Here is a 17167-nt window from a genome sequence, read left to right as displayed (position 1 = left end):
CGTCGATGTCCACGTCGTCGCTTTCGCTCGCACCGAAATGCTTGTTGGCGCCGTCGTTGACGGCCTTAAGAATTTCCGTCTTCCCCGAGTCGCTGGTAGAGCGCGCGTACTTCGGGCTTCACAATGGGCGTCGTGACTGCGAGGCCATCAATGTGGACACGTACATCGCGTTCCAGACCATCGACGCCCACATCCGGTTCGACGACGACTCGCCCGAGCGCCTCGATGAAATCGAGCTTTGCGAAATCACCCGGCTTCTTGAGGGTAATGACGCGCCCGCGCGCATCGCTCATGTCGACCGCCTCCGACGACTGGCGGACGATGCGCTGCGTCGGCGTTTCTTCGACTGCGGGCTGCGTTTTGAGGGTGACTTTCTGGTTCATGTTGGCCTTGCGAACTGAGACGGCGTTCCGCGAGGAACGACAGCTCTGGGTCACGGTGTCGTCGCCTTTCCATGCCGCCGGCGTCACGTCGTATTGAGGCTCACGCCCGTGTACTGGTACTGCGACACGCTGCCATCGGGATTTGCGATGGTCTGCGTGACCGTTCGGCTGCCGATGTCGGCGCCCGCGAAGTAATTCGCCTCCAGCCCGGCGAAAAAGTCGTCGAGCGAACTGTCCTGCCGGTCGAAGTCCAACGATCCGGACCAGCCGTCCGGGAAAACCACGTTACGCACGCGACCGTCGATGCCCTTCACCTTCTTCTCGGTCGTGTCCTGCTTGGACTGGAAGTTGGTGATGAGCGTCGGCGACAAGGTGCCGTCCGACGTCGAAATCGTCACGGACAGGTCACGCGATACGGAAAAGCCGTTGATCGGCATAACTCTCTCCTTACGAAACCGTCACGGAGACGGACGAACCACCTTCGAGCGTGATCACGAATTCGCGCACGTCGAGAGGTATTTCGCTCTGATGGAGGCCTGCATCACACCGAGCGCGACCTGCGCGTCGGAGTTGTTGGAGTCGTCGAGCGTGACGATGAACGGCGCGACCGTCGGGTTGTTCGGATCGCCGATCCAGTCTTCGTCCCACAAGTCCGTCAGGAACGCATGGATCGGGTCCTTCACTTCCTTGCGCAGCGCGACGGTCTGCGGCTTGCCGATGGCGTAGCCGAACGACGACTGGAAGGTCAGCGCCAGCCAGTTGGTCATCGTTGTGTAGGCTTCGCTATTCGTCGCCGTGGAGGTGGACGCGTTGCGATCGGTCTGGAAGCTGTAGTAGTTGCCGTCGGCCGACGGGTTGCCGAGGAAGTCGAGCCGCGCTTTCGCGATCGCCCCGAGTTCAGAATTGCTGTGCGGCGATTTTGCGACGACGCGCTGCGTGCCGATCAGGCCGAGCACTTCCTTGTTCAGCGTCGATTCGTTCGGATTCAGCGTCGCGCGCGTTGCCGCCCAGTACGTCGCCGGGGAGACAAGTCGCTGCTGTCCGTTGATCGTGTCCTGCCAGTAGACCCAGTCGCCGATCAGGATCTTGATGCCGTAGTTGTCGGCGTCAGCCGTGTTGAGGTTGGTCGAGACGGTCGTGTACGACTGGTACCGCGCCCGCCTGACCGAAGAAGATGCCCTCGGAGAGACCGAACGCGAGAATCGTGCTCCACGCGGTGTAATCCGTGTGATCGACGAGCGCGCCCGTCATGACGCCGGAGCCGCGGAGCGCGTACATGCCGGTGCGGGTCGTGGACGTACCGTCCGTGCCAACCTGCATTGTGTCGGTCACGCTGGTGACGCCGTCCGTGCCGCCGGTCAGCGTGTACGTGGTGGACGTGTTCGGAAGAGCGGTCGATGTGCCGATCGTGGCGATGACGAGCGCAGACGGGCCGCGCTGATTCGAAATGCCGTTGATGACGGCCGAAACCATGTTCGCCCAGAGTGTTGCGCCCGTGCCCGGAATGTTGTCGAACACTTCGCCGGTGAAACCGGGGCGCGCGATCGTCAGCGCATACGTGCTGGCGGCCGTACCTGCGGCGACGCTTGCCGTGAGCGTGTTGCCAACCGTGCCGCTATAGAAGGCGGTGAGCGTCAGGCCGGTTACGGGCGTGCCGGCCGTGTCCTTGATCGCGATGCTTGCTGCGACGTCCGTGCCGTCGGTCACACGAACCGTATAGAGGTCCGTGGCGCCGAGCGACAGTGCGATCGCGCAGGCCGTAGCGAGGTCGCGCTTGCGCACGGTCTGGTAGCCGAGATATTGCAGCGCATCCGATGCCGAGCCGACCGGCTGGACGCTGTTGACCGGCCCCCACGATGCGACGCCGACGAATCCGAGCATGTCGGACGAGACGCCCTGAATGTAGGAGGTCGTGGGCGCTGCGATCTGCGTATAGACCCCTGGTGCATAAAGCGCGTTTGTGTTGAGCGCCCCTTGCTGATAAATGGTCACTTTCGTTTTCCCATAAAAAAAGCCACCCGAAGGTGGCTTTGCGGAGGAGGAGAAGGGGCGTTACTTCGCGACGCGAATGCAGTGATGGGCGTTTTCGCCCGCCATGACCGTGGCGATGGTCGCGTCGTCCGCGATCGGATCGCCGCGGCTGTAGTCGCCAAAGGCGTGCACCACGACGAGCGTGAAAGCATAGGGCGTGAGTGATCCCGACGATGCGCTCGTCGCGTTGCTGGTGTCAGCCATTGGGTGCCTCAGTTAATAGTCGGTGACGGAAATGTCGATACCGGTCACCCGATCCTGCCGCGTGACCTTCGCGTCCACAACGACCGCGGCTTCACGGGTCTTGGTGGTTGCGTATTCGATGAAGTAGCGCAGATCGCGCCGGTAGATGCGAGCCTTCGACAACATGTCTGTCATCGGGCTGTCGTGATACATGACGCGCGCCTCGGTGAAGTCGGGCATCGTGATAAACGCCGTGTCCGCAAGAGATCCGTCGATGGTTGATGCGACGATCTTGCGTGCGTCAGGCGTGGGCGCCCAGATCGTGATCTGGATCAGCCGCTTCTGTCTGCGGATTTCTTCGACCGCCGTTGCGGACGTCCCGACGCGCGCGACGATCTCGAACGCGCCAGGCACCGTGATTACCGGCCCCGCATTGGTCGTGCCGGGCCAGTCTGCTGCGATCAGCGAGGCGAGCGCCGTCGCAATGCTGGTGATCGTGTCAGTTGACTGCGCTGCGTGCAGATAGGCTTTGCCATTGATCAGGACCGCAAGATTCTGCGCGACAAGCGGTGAGGTGACCGCGCCGCTTACGATCACCGTATTGCCCTGCGCCGTCATGAAAAGCGTTGGCGACTTGACCGCGCCCGCCTGCCAGATGCGCAGATACCGGGTGGTGTTCGCCTCCATGCCGAGCGGGAAGATGCTGACCTGCACCTTGCCCGCCTCCAGATCGCTGTCGAGCGACGATGCAACCGGCCAGCCGGGGAAAATGCGCACGTCAACAGCAACCTACCGATGCGGAGCCGGTGCCGTTGGGATAAATCGCGCTTGCGCATGCTCCAGCTACGGCGCCGAGCACGTCTTCGATGTCAGCCATCCGAATCTGCCTGTTTCATTACGATTGGGCCTGTTGCGCAGTGATCCGCCAGCCCAGGTCCGTGAGTTCCGCGCTACTGATGACGTAACGCCGGTCAATATCGTCGATCAGGACGTCCGAACTTCGCAAGACGACGCCCGGAAACGCTGGAAACAGGATCGACCACCACGGATTTCGCGTATCACCCGGCAGGATAGCATCAGCTTTCTCGCCTTTCGTGCCTTGAAGCACTGAGGCAGGCCATCCAGCCATCAGTGGCGTCTCGGTGGCGTCGATGTCGCCACCGTAGCCGACCGCCCACTGCGGTTTGCTGCTGCGGGCGAAGCACATTGATCGTCCGGTTACAGTCCACCGCCAGAATCGGCAGGATCGGCTGCATCGCGGCGATAAAGAACGTCTGCGAGTCGTTGATCAGGTAGTCGCCCACCATGACCTGCGTGCCGTCGACGAGACAGAACCACGTCGGCTTGCCGTACTTGTTCGGCTTGCTGTACGTCATGTCTTCGGCGTTGAAACTCGCATTCAACGTCACAACCGGGCCGAGTCCGAGCGGATCGAGCGGGGAGGAGGGGCGGTAGACGCCGTAGAGCGGGCCGATGCGAAGAGCAGCCTTCTGATAGCCCTTGTAGACGCGGTTCTGGAGTTTTGCCGAATCCATTCTCAGCCTCGCATCACCTGAATACTCCCGCTGCCAAGACCGGGCCCCGGCGCGAATCCGATAAAGCCGCACATGCGGCGGCGCCACGAATCGAACAACCGGTCGCGATCGGACTGCTCGCGCGCGTTGTGCTTCCAGACCGCAGCCTGATCCGTGTCCAGGTTATCGCTAACCGCCGGGATCGCCGTCTCAAGCGCAGCAAGGTTGGTGAGATAGGTGTTGATGAGGACGGCTTCCTCGCTGGCGGAAAGCGACGTCAGCCGTTGATGCAGCGACATGATGACCATGCCGAACTGGCCGTAGACCAGATCCTGATCGTTCGTGATCTGCATCGTCGTGCCGGCGAGCTGATAGCCCATGTACCGGCGCACGTCGGTGAGTTGTGCATCGGTCAGCGCCATGTCAAACGTCCGTTTTCTTGGTGTACTTGCGCTTTGCGCGCGGTGCGTCGGGCTCGCCTGATGCGTCACCGGCGCCTTCTTCGAATACCTCGTGGTCTTCGGTCAGATCCGACTCGTTGATCACGATGAAACCATGCGGGTTCTCGTCGGAGACGGGCGAGACGACTTTTACCGTTGGACAATCCATGGAAACTCCAGAAGGAGGGCGGCCGTAACTGCGCCGCCCTTATCCCCTTAGCCGAGCAGCGTTGCGATGTGGTTCGACTTGATGGCCTGCACGCCCCACGCGAGGCGGCAGTGGTAAACCATCTGCATGAACTGACGATACACGGCGACGTCGAACACGAGGCCCGTGACCGGGTCGGTGACCTGCACACGTCATCCGCCATATCCATCGCTTCGCCGTTCGGGCCAATCGGCATTGCCGGAGCGCGCGTGATCAGTTGGACGGCCGATTTGCTGAACGCGACATTCGACGTTGCGGTGTTGCCAATCGTCATTGCGGTGGCCGACGCCGGGATTGCCTGGAGCAAGCCAGGCGCTGCAAGCGTGATGGTGCCCGGCGCCGTGTTGCCGACCTGAACGACATACTTGTTCGTGTCGCCCGCGAAGGTGACTGAATCGCCAGCGAGGGTGGTACCCGTGCCGGTGATCAGGTTGATGACGGTTGCGCCGACAGCGTAGCCGGCCGTGTCGGTCGTGTAGCTTGCGCCGGTCCCCTTCGTAACCGCTTTAACAGCGGCCGAGTTGTGGAGCATCGAGCCTTCCAGCTCGCCGATGATGCCGCGGCGCAGGAGGTCATCGGTGCCGGCTTCGTTCACCTTGAACAGCACGTTCTGCTTACCGCGCAGGTTGGCCATTGCGGCCGAACCCATGACCAGTTGCAGATCGGTTTGCGGCGCGCCGTTGTCGTCCAGGATCTTGCGGACCTGCGCGATGTCCGACAGGTCGCCCGCGGTGCCGAACGGTGCCGTGCCAGCCGTGCCGTATGCGCGCGAAGCGTTCTGATACGCCGTCGCGTGCAGATCAGCTTCGATCTGGTTGGTCAGCGCACGAAAAGCCTGTGCGAACTGATTGGTAAGGACGCCGCCGTAGCTGCCGGCGTTGATCAGACCGCGCTGTTCTTCACCGTTCCAGCGAATCGGGTAGTGCTTCGACTTGCTGATCGTCATCGTCACGTTGCCGATCGTCGAGTCGCCCGTGTTCGGAGCGGTCACGGCAGGCGTGTTGTCCGCAAGCGCGCCAGCCGGTGCGATCGGGATCATGATGGTCTGGTTCAACGCAGCGCGTTCGCCCGAGCTGTTCCGCGACACGGCCGGGATATAGCCCAGCAACTCGCGCGACACGATGTCGAGCGCTTCATAGATCGTCGGAATGAGACCCGTCAGCGTGTTCGCGCCCAACACTAGGCCTTGACGACCCATGAAGTTGAAAAGATGCGCATGCGCAATCAATGCGAACGCACGCAGGTGCAGTTTGACTTTGGAAAGGAAAGACGTTTTCACGGGAAGTAACCCTATAGGTGAGTAAATTGAATTGGCGAAACAGGTAGGCCATCCAGCCCGAAGCGCCTTTCCTCATCCAAGGTCTGGCTTTTGGTCATGCGAAAAATGATGCGTAATCAGTCGTTGAGCGTTGCTTTGCCGGTGCGCACTTCTGCTGCGACGGATGCCTGCTTTGCCGGATCGAACTGTTGAATTCGGCGCGCGAATAGGTTTTTTTGCCGCCACCGGAGCCACCGCCGCTCGCGCCACCGCCGCTCGCGCCCGAGCCCTTCATGATCTGGTCGCGGTGCGGGTAGCTTTCGACGAGCGTTTCGAGCGCTTCATCGAAGTTGGCGAGTTCGCCGATACGTGTGCGGGAGAAAATCTTGTTGCCGGTCGCGTCGTACGCCACCGTCTTGCCGTCCTCGATCTTGAATGCACGACCGAATGCGGCTTTGGCCAAGTCGCCGGGGATTGCCAACTTCTCGGCGATAAACTTCGAGCGGTCGAAGCTGCCGCCGATCTTTTCGTCGTAAAGCTGGTTTTGCAGCGTGTCGCGCTCGCCCTTGGTCTTGGCGAGTTCAGCGACGAACTGCTTGTTTGCCGCCTCGACCTGCTCTTCGGCCGTGCGCTTGGCAGCAGCCTTGATTTCCTCGACCTTGCCGGCCGCGATCAGGTCGCCGTCCTTGATGTTCTTCATGGTTTCGAGCGCCTTGCGCGCTGCGTCGGCGTCCTCGATGCCTTCGAACGCCTTCGAAACCTTCTCCGCTGCCTCTGCGCGCTCGCGATGACCCTTGGCCTCACCGTTCAGACGCGAGATCGTGCTGATCGTGCTGTCGCCGTCGAACGGCGTTTCTTTCCCGTCCGCATGGACAAATAGCGGCAACTTCTGACCGTTGACGTCCTGCGTGACAATCCGACCTTCAGCGTCGTACTTAAATGGCATGGTGTTTCCTGGTCATCCGACCGTTTTGCGAGCCATCCGGCTCAATGCGCCGTGCCCATCCGGACGAGCGGCAATAAAAAAGCCGCAGGACCGTTAGGCCGTGCGGCTGCGCTACTGAACTCGTGAAACTCAGGTGTCTTTGATCTGCACCTGTGCGGCCGTAACCTTGACCGCGTTCTGCTTGATGCGCAATTTCTCGTCTTCCCACTTTCGGTCTGACGAGATCACTCCGCGGCGCTGCGCCTCGGCGAACAGCGACTCATCGGAGAACGTGCCGTCGACATTCATGTCGCGCAGCAGCTCAAGCGACGCCTCGGCAAGCGATGCAACGCCGAAGTCGTTGAAAATATGGATGTGGCCGCCTTGCGGCTCGCCCACCCACTCAGCCATCAACTGAAGCGCCTGGTCGATCGCGTCTTCTTCGTCCTGAATGATTCGCTGCAACGTGCACATGCCGGCTTCGTTGTCGGCCACCGTGTGCGCGACCGTGAGGTTGCCCGGCTTGATCACCAGCAACTCGGCGCCGACCTGGCGCATCCGGTCTTCCAGCGCAGCGAGTTCCTTGGCACCAGCGTCGATCGCATCGCCCGAATGCTCTACATACTTCAGGTCACCGTCTGGTTCATCGCACTTCACTGCCGACGATGCACCCACCGTGATCGGGTTATCGCCCAGCATCTTCGCGAACAGGATCGGAATTCGCGCAACGTGCAGGATCGTCTGCTGGTCAGATTTGCTCTGCCAGTGCTCGACGTTCATGTGCGCCAGTTCGACCAGCGGCGGAATGCCCTGCATGAATCCGATCCGGCGCCCATACACCGGCACGAAAGGAATCTTTTGCAGCGTCGTCACGCCTTCGTCGTATAGAACCCATTCTTTCTTGCCTGATGCTTCAGTCTTCTCGGACTCGCGCCACACCTGCCAGCGTCCGATATACAGCACTCGCACCTGCTCGATCTCGGTCTCGCCGAATTCGCCGTCAGGAACGGACACTGTTTCCAGAAACCGGAATTGAGTCAGTGTCCAGACGCCGTTGATGCGCTCCGCGCGCCAGCCGAGAATGCTTTGCGCATGAATGTGGACGAAGTAGGGGCGCACGCCAGCTGCGTTTTCTTCTGCCTTTGTGCGCAGCCCGCCCGCGGTCGGGAAATCAACGAGGATGCCGCACAGGCCGTAGGAAATCGAGTGGAAGCAGACTGCGGCGGCGAACGCATGCAGGTTGTGCCCCTGCAGGTCGACGTTTTCGCACCATTCCTTGATGCGCGGAGGGACATCTTCTTCGTAGGTGATCGGCTTCGAGAACGGCTTGCCGGTCAACACTTCGCACGTGCGGCCGAAAGCCGGAAACAGTGTGGCCGTTGCCACGCGATTCGAATACGAACCGCCGGTTTCGTTCGGCCATTGCGGCAGATACGTCTGTTTTGCCTTGCGCATGGCCGTCGTGCCACCGAGCAATGCGCCGATGACGGGATAGTTCTCCGACATCGCGTCTACAGCTGGCGTTTTGTCTCGGACGGTGGATGTCATGCGAACTTATGCGTTGAAACTGGTTACGGTGGTGGTGCGTTTGACGATCGGCCAACGCTTGACCAGGAAATACCCGTTCGCGTCGTTCGGATGGTCATGGCCCGTTTTCTTGTCCGGCTGGCCGTCATCGCCCCAGACCTGTTGTTCTAGCGCTTCAGTCGTGATGGGGCAGGCATCGGTATTGATCAGGAAGCGTCGCTCGCCCGTCGCGTTCAGGATCAGCGCGTTGTAGGCATTGACCCGATCCTTGACAGCCGGATTGGCCGAGTTGACCTCGACCTTGAACCCGGCTTGCTTGAGGATCGACAGGTCTGACTCGCTCGCATTCTTGGTGCTCGTGTTTCCACCGGACGCATCGGGGTAGATCACAAGGCTATGGCCAGCATCCACGAAGTCCTCTTTCAGGATCTTCGCCATCGCCGGCGTGTCGCGAACCTTCGTGCGCTCCTGAAGCGTGCGCGGCAGGCCATCGCGAATCACGTTGATCGTCGCTGTCATGTTCAGGACGTTGAAGTCCATGCCAACGTGCAGCACTTCCTTGGGCCGGATCGTTTCAGCCGTGTGGTTCAGTTTGCGGTCAAAGTCCGCATAGATGCTCCCGCTCGCCAGATTTACGAACTGTCCGCGCAAGTAAGCGGAAATGAGTTGCGGCGGGTACGACGCGAACAGCGACGGGATATAGTCGCTCGGCAGGTTCAGTTCGTTGTCGTATGTGCTGGCCTGAATGAGCCCGTACATCGCTGCGAGATCTGGCTTTTCCCGCACCGCCTTGACGAACTGCTGATAGACGAACCGGAATCCCTCAGGCGTAGTCGTGACATCGACGCCGTTCTTCAGGTTGTCGATCTTGTAGCGCATCCGGGCGATGATCTTGCGCCACGCCTGCTGCGCCTTGTCGGCCTTCATGACGTCGAGCTCGTCGCATAACGCCTTCCCGATCTTGAAACCGACGATCGTTTCCGGCCGCTCCATCGAGCGACAGATGATCGTGCCGCGCGACTTGCGCCCCTCGAACAGATGGACTTCCTTGTTCGACTCGTTGACCTTGACCTTCAGCCCCCAGTCGAACGCGACTTCTTCAACCGTGGGGTAAAAAATATCGCGAATCTGCGGGTAGGTCGGGGCGAAGTAGCCGGCGTTGATGCGCGGATACTCCCAGAAATGCTGCATCAGACCGCCGCAGCCTACCCACGTCTTGCCAGAGCCGAACCCCGCCACATAGGCGCGGAACTTGTGTTCCATCGCGAGGAACTGCGACTGCGGCACATTAAGACTCGGCATCGTCGCGCTTCCTTGCGTCCCGCACTTCAATCACGAACTTGCGGGATTCGGGCGGCAAGTCGTCATCTTCATCCAGACCCTTGCGCAGCCGCTCATTCTCAATGCGAAGCTTCTCAGCAGCGAGCCTCTTGCCGTCGTCGTCACGTTTGTCGTTGAACATACCGAGGTGACGGGCGACGTTCTCGAGTGCCTTGCCGCGATCCTCAAGCAGAACCTTCAAGCCGTCTTTGCCTTGGTGGACGCCAGCATATAGCGCCCGGGCAGCGCCTTTCAGTCGGCGCGTGTCATGAACGTGAATCTTGCCTCGCCCGTCGCCACCGCATTCCGGGCATTCCGGGTTAGGTTCTCGCTGATGATCGTAGCCAAATCCGCCTTCGCAACTTGGAAGCGGCTTGCCGTCATCTTCAGTCTCGCGCTGCGCTTTCTCAAACTCTCCATGCGTCCATTGATAGCCGAACTCAATGCCCCAGCAGTGACGGCAGTTCGAGCGCCGATACTCAACCAGATCGTTGACGTCGACGTTGGCCATATCCCACCAACGCTGAAGCACTTTGTCGGCTGTTATCTGCGTGCGGGCCGACCTTTCCTGCTGCGCAGCCTGAATTGCCTCGGCAACTCTAGTTTTCCCTAGTAATTGGGACGCAATCTTGTCTGCTGTTCTCGGGCTATATCCTGCTCGAATCGCCGCCTGCGTGGCGTTCAAGTCCACCAGATACTCGTCCACGAAGCGGCGCTGCTTGTCTGTCAGCGCCATCGCCATCCTTTTGAGTGAAACTTTTCTCTCGGCTCGTGGGCCGTTAGAGGAATCTTGCGCAGTTAATACAAGCCACGGCTAAAACAGCGCACAAACGCCACGCCAAGGGCAGCCATGAATACAATCGCGGCCGCCAGCGGAACGCCCAATGCCCAGAAGACCCACGTCGGAATGTGAAATGCGATGTCCATTCGTATCCTAGATAGCACCCATGAGCGAAAGAACCCGCTCCATCGCCAACCGGTAGGCCTTCGTCATGAGTCGCCCATGCTCATCGGCACCCAACGCTTCGTCGTCGGACATTTCGCTATGGAATGAGGTCACCGCAGCCCTCAGGCATTCGACCTCTCCGTGCGTGATGAACTCGCCGTTGATTGAGACGGCAGGGCGAACGGTGTGGCTCATGCTGCCGTCTCGAACATTTCTGGGGTTACCGTGCGCCGAGCGACCCGCCCGGACTCAATCAACAGCTGATGATGCCCGGCGCGATGCCCGTCCGCGTCCCTTCGTCCAGCCAGAACGGCGCATACGTCGGCCACTCAGGAACAGCCTTCTGATCCGGGAGACCTTTGCGCATAGCTTCCTCTAGCTTCTTCCAGTCGATCGGCTTTTCTCCGACTGGCGGAGTAACCTTCTTGAATACCGTCTCGAGGTGTTCCCGGATGCACTTCCACTGCGCCGGGCTGGGTGTTTGGCCTTGCGTGAGCTCCGTAAAGCCCTGCAGCCAATAAGCGAATTGCTCCGCAGTCATCAATCAATCTCCCAGAAGCCAATCGGCGTAGGCCGTCAGCCAGTCCGCACAGAACAAATGCCATGCGGCGGTGATGGCCAGCGCACCTGCCGTTGCCTCAGCTGCGGCCCTTCCGATCTCACCCATGCTGGCACCGATCGCTGTTCTTGCAGATCGACGGCGCGGCGCAGTAGTTGTAGACGCACTCATCGCGCGAGTAGATGTCGATCACCGGCTTGCGCTCGGGATGCATGGCGCGCAGCTCGTCGAGGCGATTGATCATCGAAGACTTCAGCGCCGGGTCAAGATTCCTGACGCGTTGAATGTCGGCTTCGAGCGAGTCGAGGAGGGAGAGGGCGTTCATGCTTTGCGCAATGGGATAACAAACAGGTCTTCGGCCGCGCGACGTGCCGCGCTCCAGCTTTCTTCGCCCTTGCGTTTCAGGGTGAGCGTAGGGCGCTTCACTTCCGGCGCGTTCGCGGCCGCCTCGATCGCGCGCCTGGCCTTGTTGGCGGCTTCGGCCTGCTTTGCCGCGAGAATTTCCATCGGGTCACCGTACATCCGCGACTCTTGGGGTTCTGGAAATTTCATGGGCAGAAAGCAAAAAACCCGCGCCAACTTTCGCTGGAACGGGTTCTTACTTGAGACGGCTTTACCTCGCATTCAGCGAAAGTAAGCTCAGGCACATGGGCCGAATACAGTCATCTCAATCTAAGGCCCGATTATACGTCTGCTGTTTCGGGTTTACAACTGATTATCGAAACATTTTCGAGAAATTCTTTGGCGGTCAGTTTTGCGATGCTTTGACGCACCGACGTGCGAGCTTCCGCCATCACCAGCTCGAACTTGCGGCCCCGCAGGATGACGTTGTGACTTTTGCGCATCCGGATCTGGATTTGTTCGTCGGACATGCGCCAGACGTAAGAGTACTTAATGACCCACTTGGCGACGTGATTCGGCATGTCTGACCACGCTTTCTCGACAAGCCATCCGTCGCGCTCGTCCTTCGTCATGAGCGGGACGTCTCGCATCCGCTCTGCGTCACGCAATGCCACATACCACTTTGCCCATGCGGCGCATTCGCCCGATTGAAAGCGGGGCGATCGAACGACACGAGACCAGTTTTCCAGGCGCGATTCAATGTTCTCAAAGTCCATCATCAACCCCGTTCAATAGGCTTAAGTCATTGTTACTGCATGTGCTCAATAAGCAGTCCTATTTTACTATGCATCCGAATGTCAAGCCCACATTTAGCGACGTTTTTATCGTCGAATACTGCATTTAGTGACCGCAAGTCGCATAGCCCTTGCTGTCTGCTGGCTTGCCGCACTGGATGCAGATGAGGGGAGCGCCGTCGTTATACAACTCGGCTCGCACCAATGCTTTAACAGCATTCCAATTAGCCCCGTCTCGGTCGATTGCGCGGGAGGCCACGAACTCCTTGATCGGCTTGCCGCCGCGTAGCGATCGTTTCGGCCAATCCGGTATCGGACTCTTGGGGAAGTAGTTCATTGTTTCGTCTCCCCGCTGGCCGATGCTGCTTCGCTTGCATACACTCCCGCCGTCCACAGGTGGTATGCCTCGACTAACCCTGAGTTCAGGGCTGGGCGGTTGTTGAGAAGGGCGCGAAGCCTCCGCACCTCCGCGATCATCTCTAGAATCTCGGCTGGATTAACGGCCACTGGCCTCCCGATAGAAGACACATTCTTAGCCAGCGTCTCCAGCTTATCGATGTCGATCATCTAGGCTCCTTTGCGCGCGCAGCGTCGATGGCATCTTGGTCTAGATCGGACCATGCGAAGGCGCTCAGAATGTCATGTACCGAGACGCTATAAACGACAAGCGAAACGTCTCCATCGATAGCGCCGTCATCTGTGAACGGCCCCATCGTGTTGTAATGCGCTCCGATGAAGTCAATAACCGCTTCCGGCTTCTGCGGAATGCGATTGATCAGGGCGTTGAGCCTCTCACACTCCCTCTCCAGCGCCTCGTATTCCCGCGCCAGCACGAAGATGCCGTTGTCGCAGGGCGCGGCGCTGGCTCCATATCGTTGAACAGTCATTTCGCCTCCTTCGCCATATGCACGGCGCGGATCGCACGAGCGTCTGCCAGTGCATTGTGTGGAATCTCCGATACCGCATCCAGATCGCGGCGAATCACCATCGACAGGGCAGGCGTACAGATGCGCTCGCCCGGCCCGACGATCAGCGCGCGGCAGAAGTGTGCGATGTCTTCCGGCCAATCTGCGATCAGGTGGATCGAGTCGAACTGGGAAAGATACTGATGCAGCCGTGACTGCAGTTGCGACATGCCGACCGGCGCTTTACCGAGGATCGGAAGAACGTGCGCTTTCACCCACGGCCCCGGATTCTTGCAGCCGACGACCTCGTAGAATTCTTCGCCGCTCTCGGCGACAAGCGCCATCGAGATCAGCTCGCCCCGGAACTCGTTGAATTCGGTGTCGATCCAGATTCTCATATCACTCCTTTCTCATGCAGCCGAACGATTGAACGAATGTGGCCTTCGTGCCATGCCACAACCACATCTGAGTAAGTCATTCCTTCTGGCGGCGGCCGCTGGCCGTCATAGACCGCATCGCACGCGGTACATGCGAATGCCCCGCATAGATCGTCAGCCTTTAGCGCGCCAGCTTTGCCGCCGGCCGATCCGCGGTAGTGGCTCCAGATGGTCGCGTCAGGACGATGCAGGCACGCGCCCGGCAAACGGACGAGACATTCCTCGTCTCGCGCCGATTCGCGGATCTTCTTGTTCCGATAGGTGATACTTTTCGGGATACCGATCAGGCGCGCGGTCATGCAAACTCCTCCGTCACCGTCGCAATGCTGTTATCGGCGCACCACGCCAGGATGTATTCGATCAGACTCGTCATCCGGGCCACCGACATGCGCGCCGACGACTCACGGATGTTGACGAACTCGCCCTCGAGGCCTGCAACCATGTCCGATCCCAATCCGGTTGCGGTCGCGTGAGCAGAGATGAAAACGGTCTTCCACTGAACGGCGGTCAAGCGGCGACCGTGCAGCGTGGCCTGCTTCTCGATGTCGGAGAAAAGTGCGTGAAGCATTGCGTTCTGATCCAGCGATCGGGTGCGCGGCTTGATCTCGACTACAAAGTTCAGGGGCGCATTTACGACCGCCTGCGCCGCGTTCTGCCGAGCTGTCGGCGTCGAGAGGCGAAACGATTGCTTGTCGCTCATCCCTTCCTCCCTAACGCAATCAAAAGACGCACGAAGAACATGAAAGCCCCTAGGCATAAACCGACTTCGATGACGCCGATGATGGTGAGGAACAGGCCCATTTCGTGGTAGGTCACACTCCCTCCGGTTCAATAACCCGCATCTCCACCGCGAATCCCAACTCTTCCGCATTGCGCTGCATCCGGTCGAGCGCGGCGTGGGAGAGCGCCCGCCGCTGAATCTCGATCGCGAACTCCATCAGCTTGTTTGCCGACGCCGGATGCATCCCTTGGCGCGTGGCGTATTCGTACAGGCCGCTTTTGTCGAAGCCGATTACTGAGTAGGCGCTCATGCCGTCACCTCGTCGGTTGCTTCATCGTGGATGGGAACGCCGCCGATCGGGCGCAGCCATGAGTCCGGAATTCGGAACTCGCGCCCCTCGATAGGTTTGCCGGTTTCGCGATGTTCGAGGTGATACCCCTCCGAACACCGACCAACCAACATGGCGTTCCGTCATGTCGGGCACTGCGTCGAATTACCTCAACGACGAGTCCGAGACAGTCGGATCCGCCGTCGCGGACGATGTAAGCCAAATCACCGGGTTTGCAATTCACGCTTCCTCCCACTGCAGCTTTTGCGTCGCCGGCTTCACGAGCGGTCTCATAAAAGTCTCCCATTCTGTTGTGCCCAATCGTCTGGGTGTTTATGGCCCTTCTTGAGATTGCACGGAGGGCACAGCAATTCAATGTTCTCAATGTAATTGGTGCCGCCCAAGGCTAATGGCGTACGATGATCGCGATGGAATTTTTTGCCCAATTTATCCCGGCACCAAGCGCATCGCCCACGCTGCTTTGCGTAGAGATTCGTTACCTGATCGTGAGTGAATCGCCCTCCAGCAGCCCCTTTTTTTTGCGCGTCGAGTGTGAAACCTAGCTAGTACTGATCCAGAAAGAATCCCCGGCTTATCAATTACCGCGCAGCCGCAGGATCCTACTCGGCCGCCTATCAGGTTGGTGGCCAAGCACTCATGGGATCTTCCGCATTCGCACAAGCAATTCCAAAGGACGCCCCTGTGCGACGCGCTAATTGGAGTGATAGCCCTGAGGCGCCCAAATTTCTTCCCGGCTATGTCCTTTGCGTTATCTTTAGCTGCCCGCTGGGCCCTATAGCACCCGCAACTCACCGTCGTCCCTCCGCGCAGGTCGCCTACATCAACGATTGTCGTTGTGCCGCAGTCGCAAAGACATTCCCAACTTCTCCGAGTGGTCGTCTTAGGCATCAATTTCAGTGCCGTCAAACGACCAAACTTATGACCCGTCAAGTCTATCGGTCGTATGTGTAACCCTGCCGTTTCATGTCTCAGGCACCCGCAACTTCTCGATCTTCCATAGACGACATCACTCTTGTTCTTGGTGGTTTGCTTTCCGCAATCGCAAACCATGTCCCACTTAACTGATTGACCCCTACTTCCCTTATGAATTACTAGCAACGTCAGTCGGCCAAACTTGTCGCCAACGCACCAATCGGTTCCCGTTGAATTCTTTTCGTAGCGGTGTACGTATGCGCTCTTCATGCGACTCTCCGTTGAAATAGAGCGTTCATCGCGGCGCCAAGCGCGTCAAACGTTGGCCCGGCTTTTGTCGCTTTCACGCTTGGCCTGCCACGCGTGTCGGCGATCAGTTTCAGATCCGGTTCCGCGCTGGCCAGCACGAAGATGACCGCGCTTTTCCGGTGGCGGATCTTCGGCGTTAGCCCGTCGCGTTTGATGTAGCCAAGTCGCTCAAGCTTGCGAAATGCCGCGTCGACGGTTTTTTCGCAGAGGTCGAACTTCTTTTCCATCGCGGGCCGCGTCGCGCTTCCGTTGGCCGTGATGTGAGCGAAAATCTTGTCGGCGGCTGTCATTGCGTCACCTGAGCGATCAATACGCCGAACGGGTTGCCCGGCATCACCTGATGCATCAGCTCTCGCGTTGGCCTGTTCCGTTCGTAACGCTCTTTCGAACGCTCGCGCCGCGTCATGCGCAACGCGTCTCGCTTGTTGCCGGCCGCATAGATGGCTGGAACACCATTGAGCCCTGGCGTGAAAACGAAGTCGACGATGTAGAAATACTTCTGCGGTTTCTTTCGAGCAATGCAGATCGCGGATTGAACAGTCTTCAGCTTCATGCCCAACTCTTGGGCAATTTCCTCGGCCGTCATCGGGCCCATCTCTTTCAGAACGAGAGTGATGGCGTCGCGGGTTTTGGGCGGCTGCGGCATTTATGCGACCTCCACCAGCTCAAACCGCTTGGTCGTGCCTTCCTTCCTGATCCGCACAACGTCGCCAGCATTCTTGCGGCGCACCGTCTCGCCCGCCGCACGCGTGTACTGGCGCTTCGTGACCGTATCGACCATCTGCTCAAAGAGGGCAAGCGCGCTATTGAGCGCCTGCAATTCCCCGCCAGCGAACACCAGTCGCTCTGTACGGTGGAACCGCTCGGCGACCGCGATCATCGCGTTCTGCCCGGCATAGACCACTTCGAGTCCCAACGCGTTGTTACCGGCGTCCTCACTCAGGACAAGCGCGATGTTCAGTGCGTTGACGATCACGTTCCACGATTCCTTGTCACCCGATCCTCGAGCAAGGCTAGCGGCCGATGCATGAACGGTCGTCAGGATCGTCATGCGCAGCGATGCGTCGAGGGGCTCGTCGCCGTTCATGAGGAACATGACGGCGT

At 59.5% G+C, this 17167-nt stretch carries 27 protein-coding genes and 1 pseudogene; 1 reads left to right on the top strand and 27 read right to left on the bottom strand.

From position 1 onward, the window contains the following. The coding region (locus PW947_RS03215; RefSeq protein WP_299629621.1) for a hypothetical protein at nucleotides 1-401 on the top strand (401 nt) is incomplete at its 5' end. A gap of 65 nt (nucleotides 402-466) precedes the next feature. On the opposite strand, the gene PW947_RS03210 is transcribed toward PW947_RS03215, so the two are convergent. From PW947_RS03210 to PW947_RS03085, 27 genes and pseudogenes are all read right to left on the bottom strand, one after another. Beyond that, the gene (locus PW947_RS03210; RefSeq protein ID WP_299629620.1) at nucleotides 467-820 is read right to left on the bottom strand and encodes a hypothetical protein; all 354 of its coding nucleotides are present in this window, start codon (nucleotides 818-820) and stop codon (nucleotides 467-469) included. Nucleotides 821-874: 54 nt separating this feature from the next. Next, nucleotides 875-1339, bottom strand: a complete 465-nt coding sequence (locus PW947_RS03205; RefSeq protein WP_299629619.1) for a hypothetical protein — start codon at nucleotides 1337-1339, stop codon at nucleotides 875-877. Nucleotides 1340-1490: 151 nt separating this feature from the next. Continuing rightward, complete coding sequence (locus PW947_RS03200; protein WP_299629618.1) at nucleotides 1491-2375, bottom strand: hypothetical protein; 885 nt, start codon at nucleotides 2373-2375, stop codon at nucleotides 1491-1493. Nucleotides 2376-2435: 60 nt separating this feature from the next. After that, complete coding sequence (locus PW947_RS03195) at nucleotides 2436-2618, bottom strand: hypothetical protein (RefSeq protein ID WP_299629617.1); 183 nt, start codon at nucleotides 2616-2618, stop codon at nucleotides 2436-2438. 12 nt (nucleotides 2619-2630) lie between these two features. Further along, nucleotides 2631-3374, bottom strand: a complete 744-nt coding sequence (locus PW947_RS03190) for a hypothetical protein (RefSeq protein ID WP_299629616.1) — start codon at nucleotides 3372-3374, stop codon at nucleotides 2631-2633. Nucleotides 3375-3673: 299 nt separating this feature from the next. Then, complete coding sequence (locus tag PW947_RS03185) at nucleotides 3674-4132, bottom strand: hypothetical protein (RefSeq protein ID WP_299629615.1); 459 nt, start codon at nucleotides 4130-4132, stop codon at nucleotides 3674-3676. Nucleotides 4133-4134: 2 nt separating this feature from the next. Then, the gene (locus PW947_RS03180) at nucleotides 4135-4533 is read right to left on the bottom strand and encodes a hypothetical protein (RefSeq protein ID WP_299629614.1); all 399 of its coding nucleotides are present in this window, start codon (nucleotides 4531-4533) and stop codon (nucleotides 4135-4137) included. A gap of 65 nt (nucleotides 4534-4598) precedes the next feature. Further along, nucleotides 4599-6038: a P22 phage major capsid protein family protein gene (locus PW947_RS03175; protein WP_299629613.1), complete on the bottom strand. Its 1440-nt coding sequence runs from the start codon at nucleotides 6036-6038 to the stop codon at nucleotides 4599-4601. A 94-nt stretch (nucleotides 6039-6132) separates the two neighbouring features. Beyond that, entirely contained in the window at nucleotides 6133-6963 is an 831-nt protein-coding gene (locus PW947_RS03170; RefSeq protein WP_299629612.1) for a DUF6651 domain-containing protein, read from the bottom strand. 129 nt (nucleotides 6964-7092) lie between these two features. Continuing rightward, nucleotides 7093-8283, bottom strand: a complete 1191-nt coding sequence (locus PW947_RS03165; protein ID WP_299629611.1) for a DUF4055 domain-containing protein — start codon at nucleotides 8281-8283, stop codon at nucleotides 7093-7095. Nucleotides 8284-8496: 213 nt separating this feature from the next. Then, a complete protein-coding gene (locus PW947_RS03160; RefSeq protein ID WP_299629610.1) occupies nucleotides 8497-9771 on the bottom strand; it encodes a terminase family protein in 1275 nt (424 codons plus the stop codon). Continuing rightward, a complete protein-coding gene (locus PW947_RS03155) occupies nucleotides 9758-10525 on the bottom strand; it encodes a terminase small subunit (protein WP_299629609.1) in 768 nt (255 codons plus the stop codon). Before PW947_RS03155 ends, PW947_RS03160 begins: the two co-directional genes overlap by 14 nt. A gap of 198 nt (nucleotides 10526-10723) precedes the next feature. Beyond that, complete coding sequence (locus PW947_RS03150; protein WP_299629608.1) at nucleotides 10724-10930, bottom strand: hypothetical protein; 207 nt, start codon at nucleotides 10928-10930, stop codon at nucleotides 10724-10726. A gap of 58 nt (nucleotides 10931-10988) precedes the next feature. Then, nucleotides 10989-11276 carry a hypothetical protein gene (locus PW947_RS03145; protein WP_299629607.1) on the bottom strand — a complete coding sequence of 96 codons (288 nt, stop codon included), beginning with the start codon at nucleotides 11274-11276 and terminating at the stop codon, nucleotides 10989-10991. A gap of 118 nt (nucleotides 11277-11394) precedes the next feature. Then, nucleotides 11395-11619: a hypothetical protein gene (locus tag PW947_RS03140; RefSeq protein WP_299629606.1), complete on the bottom strand. Its 225-nt coding sequence runs from the start codon at nucleotides 11617-11619 to the stop codon at nucleotides 11395-11397. Continuing rightward, a complete protein-coding gene (locus PW947_RS03135) occupies nucleotides 11616-11816 on the bottom strand; it encodes a hypothetical protein (RefSeq protein ID WP_299629605.1) in 201 nt (66 codons plus the stop codon). Before PW947_RS03135 ends, PW947_RS03140 begins: the two co-directional genes overlap by 4 nt. Before the next feature lie 161 nt (nucleotides 11817-11977). Then, nucleotides 11978-12415, bottom strand: a complete 438-nt coding sequence (locus tag PW947_RS03130) for a hypothetical protein (protein WP_299629604.1) — start codon at nucleotides 12413-12415, stop codon at nucleotides 11978-11980. A gap of 348 nt (nucleotides 12416-12763) precedes the next feature. Continuing rightward, nucleotides 12764-12997, bottom strand: a complete 234-nt coding sequence (locus tag PW947_RS03125; protein ID WP_299629603.1) for a hypothetical protein — start codon at nucleotides 12995-12997, stop codon at nucleotides 12764-12766. Beyond that, a complete protein-coding gene (locus PW947_RS03120; RefSeq protein WP_299629602.1) occupies nucleotides 12994-13317 on the bottom strand; it encodes a hypothetical protein in 324 nt (107 codons plus the stop codon). Before PW947_RS03120 ends, PW947_RS03125 begins: the two co-directional genes overlap by 4 nt. Then, on the bottom strand, nucleotides 13314-13733 hold the full coding sequence (locus tag PW947_RS03115; protein ID WP_299629601.1) for a hypothetical protein: 420 nt from the start codon (nucleotides 13731-13733) through the stop codon (nucleotides 13314-13316). Before PW947_RS03115 ends, PW947_RS03120 begins: the two co-directional genes overlap by 4 nt. After that, on the bottom strand, nucleotides 13730-14071 hold the full coding sequence (locus tag PW947_RS03110) for a nuclease domain-containing protein (protein WP_299629600.1): 342 nt from the start codon (nucleotides 14069-14071) through the stop codon (nucleotides 13730-13732). The genes PW947_RS03115 and PW947_RS03110 overlap by 4 nt, the downstream gene beginning before the upstream one ends. After that, nucleotides 14068-14472 carry a recombination protein NinB gene (locus PW947_RS03105; protein ID WP_299629599.1) on the bottom strand — a complete coding sequence of 135 codons (405 nt, stop codon included), beginning with the start codon at nucleotides 14470-14472 and terminating at the stop codon, nucleotides 14068-14070. Before PW947_RS03105 ends, PW947_RS03110 begins: the two co-directional genes overlap by 4 nt. Before the next feature lie 112 nt (nucleotides 14473-14584). After that, the gene (locus PW947_RS03100; RefSeq protein WP_299629598.1) at nucleotides 14585-14803 is read right to left on the bottom strand and encodes a hypothetical protein; all 219 of its coding nucleotides are present in this window, start codon (nucleotides 14801-14803) and stop codon (nucleotides 14585-14587) included. 308 nt (nucleotides 14804-15111) lie between these two features. Next, nucleotides 15112-15327, bottom strand: a pseudogene (locus PW947_RS31195) (HNH endonuclease); the annotation flags it as partial. 693 nt (nucleotides 15328-16020) lie between these two features. Continuing rightward, entirely contained in the window at nucleotides 16021-16353 is a 333-nt protein-coding gene (locus PW947_RS03095) for a hypothetical protein (protein ID WP_299629597.1), read from the bottom strand. Next, on the bottom strand, nucleotides 16350-16709 hold the full coding sequence (locus tag PW947_RS03090; RefSeq protein WP_299629596.1) for a sigma-70 region 4 domain-containing protein: 360 nt from the start codon (nucleotides 16707-16709) through the stop codon (nucleotides 16350-16352). Before PW947_RS03090 ends, PW947_RS03095 begins: the two co-directional genes overlap by 4 nt. Beyond that, entirely contained in the window at nucleotides 16710-17159 is a 450-nt protein-coding gene (locus tag PW947_RS03085; protein WP_299629595.1) for a hypothetical protein, read from the bottom strand. Nucleotides 17160-17167: the final 8 nt, after the last annotated feature.

The sequence above is a fragment of the Paraburkholderia sp. genome, assembly GCF_028283785.1.
Lineage (GTDB): Bacteria > Pseudomonadota > Gammaproteobacteria > Burkholderiales > Burkholderiaceae > Paraburkholderia.
Note: the sequence above shows the minus strand (reverse complement) of the source record. Positions and strands in the feature narration are given on the sequence as shown.

What these genes read in the sequence shown, in the direction of transcription:
- PW947_RS03125 (WP_299629603.1), bottom strand. Translation starts at nt 12,997, where the DNA reads ATGATCGACATCGATAAGCTGGAGACGCTGGCTAAGAATGTGTCTTCT.
- PW947_RS03170 (WP_299629612.1), bottom strand. Translation starts at nt 6,963, where the DNA reads ATGCCATTTAAGTACGACGCTGAAGGTCGGATTGTCACGCAGGACGTC.
- PW947_RS03155 (WP_299629609.1), bottom strand. Translation starts at nt 10,525, where the DNA reads ATGGCGCTGACAGACAAGCAGCGCCGCTTCGTGGACGAGTATCTGGTG.
- PW947_RS03180 (WP_299629614.1), bottom strand. Translation starts at nt 4,533, where the DNA reads ATGGCGCTGACCGATGCACAACTCACCGACGTGCGCCGGTACATGGGC.
- PW947_RS03105 (WP_299629599.1), bottom strand. Translation starts at nt 14,472, where the DNA reads ATGAGCGACAAGCAATCGTTTCGCCTCTCGACGCCGACAGCTCGGCAG.
- PW947_RS03130 (WP_299629604.1), bottom strand. Translation starts at nt 12,415, where the DNA reads ATGATGGACTTTGAGAACATTGAATCGCGCCTGGAAAACTGGTCTCGT.
- PW947_RS03100 (WP_299629598.1), bottom strand. Translation starts at nt 14,803, where the DNA reads ATGAGCGCCTACTCAGTAATCGGCTTCGACAAAAGCGGCCTGTACGAA.
- PW947_RS03150 (WP_299629608.1), bottom strand. Translation starts at nt 10,930, where the DNA reads ATGAGCCACACCGTTCGCCCTGCCGTCTCAATCAACGGCGAGTTCATC.
- PW947_RS03135 (WP_299629605.1), bottom strand. Translation starts at nt 11,816, where the DNA reads ATGTACGGTGACCCGATGGAAATTCTCGCGGCAAAGCAGGCCGAAGCC.
- PW947_RS03110 (WP_299629600.1), bottom strand. Translation starts at nt 14,071, where the DNA reads ATGACCGCGCGCCTGATCGGTATCCCGAAAAGTATCACCTATCGGAAC.
- PW947_RS03145 (WP_299629607.1), bottom strand. Translation starts at nt 11,276, where the DNA reads ATGACTGCGGAGCAATTCGCTTATTGGCTGCAGGGCTTTACGGAGCTC.
- PW947_RS03120 (WP_299629602.1), bottom strand. Translation starts at nt 13,317, where the DNA reads ATGACTGTTCAACGATATGGAGCCAGCGCCGCGCCCTGCGACAACGGC.
- PW947_RS03160 (WP_299629610.1), bottom strand. Translation starts at nt 9,771, where the DNA reads ATGCCGAGTCTTAATGTGCCGCAGTCGCAGTTCCTCGCGATGGAACAC.
- PW947_RS03140 (WP_299629606.1), bottom strand. Translation starts at nt 11,619, where the DNA reads ATGAACGCCCTCTCCCTCCTCGACTCGCTCGAAGCCGACATTCAACGC.
- PW947_RS03185 (WP_299629615.1), bottom strand. Translation starts at nt 4,132, where the DNA reads ATGGATTCGGCAAAACTCCAGAACCGCGTCTACAAGGGCTATCAGAAG.
- PW947_RS03115 (WP_299629601.1), bottom strand. Translation starts at nt 13,733, where the DNA reads ATGAGAATCTGGATCGACACCGAATTCAACGAGTTCCGGGGCGAGCTG.
- PW947_RS03085 (WP_299629595.1), bottom strand. Translation starts at nt 17,159, where the DNA reads ATGTTCCTCATGAACGGCGACGAGCCCCTCGACGCATCGCTGCGCATG.
- PW947_RS03090 (WP_299629596.1), bottom strand. Translation starts at nt 16,709, where the DNA reads ATGCCGCAGCCGCCCAAAACCCGCGACGCCATCACTCTCGTTCTGAAA.
- PW947_RS03195 (WP_299629617.1), bottom strand. Translation starts at nt 2,618, where the DNA reads ATGGCTGACACCAGCAACGCGACGAGCGCATCGTCGGGATCACTCACG.
- PW947_RS03095 (WP_299629597.1), bottom strand. Translation starts at nt 16,353, where the DNA reads ATGACAGCCGCCGACAAGATTTTCGCTCACATCACGGCCAACGGAAGC.
- PW947_RS03210 (WP_299629620.1), bottom strand. Translation starts at nt 820, where the DNA reads ATGCCGATCAACGGCTTTTCCGTATCGCGTGACCTGTCCGTGACGATT.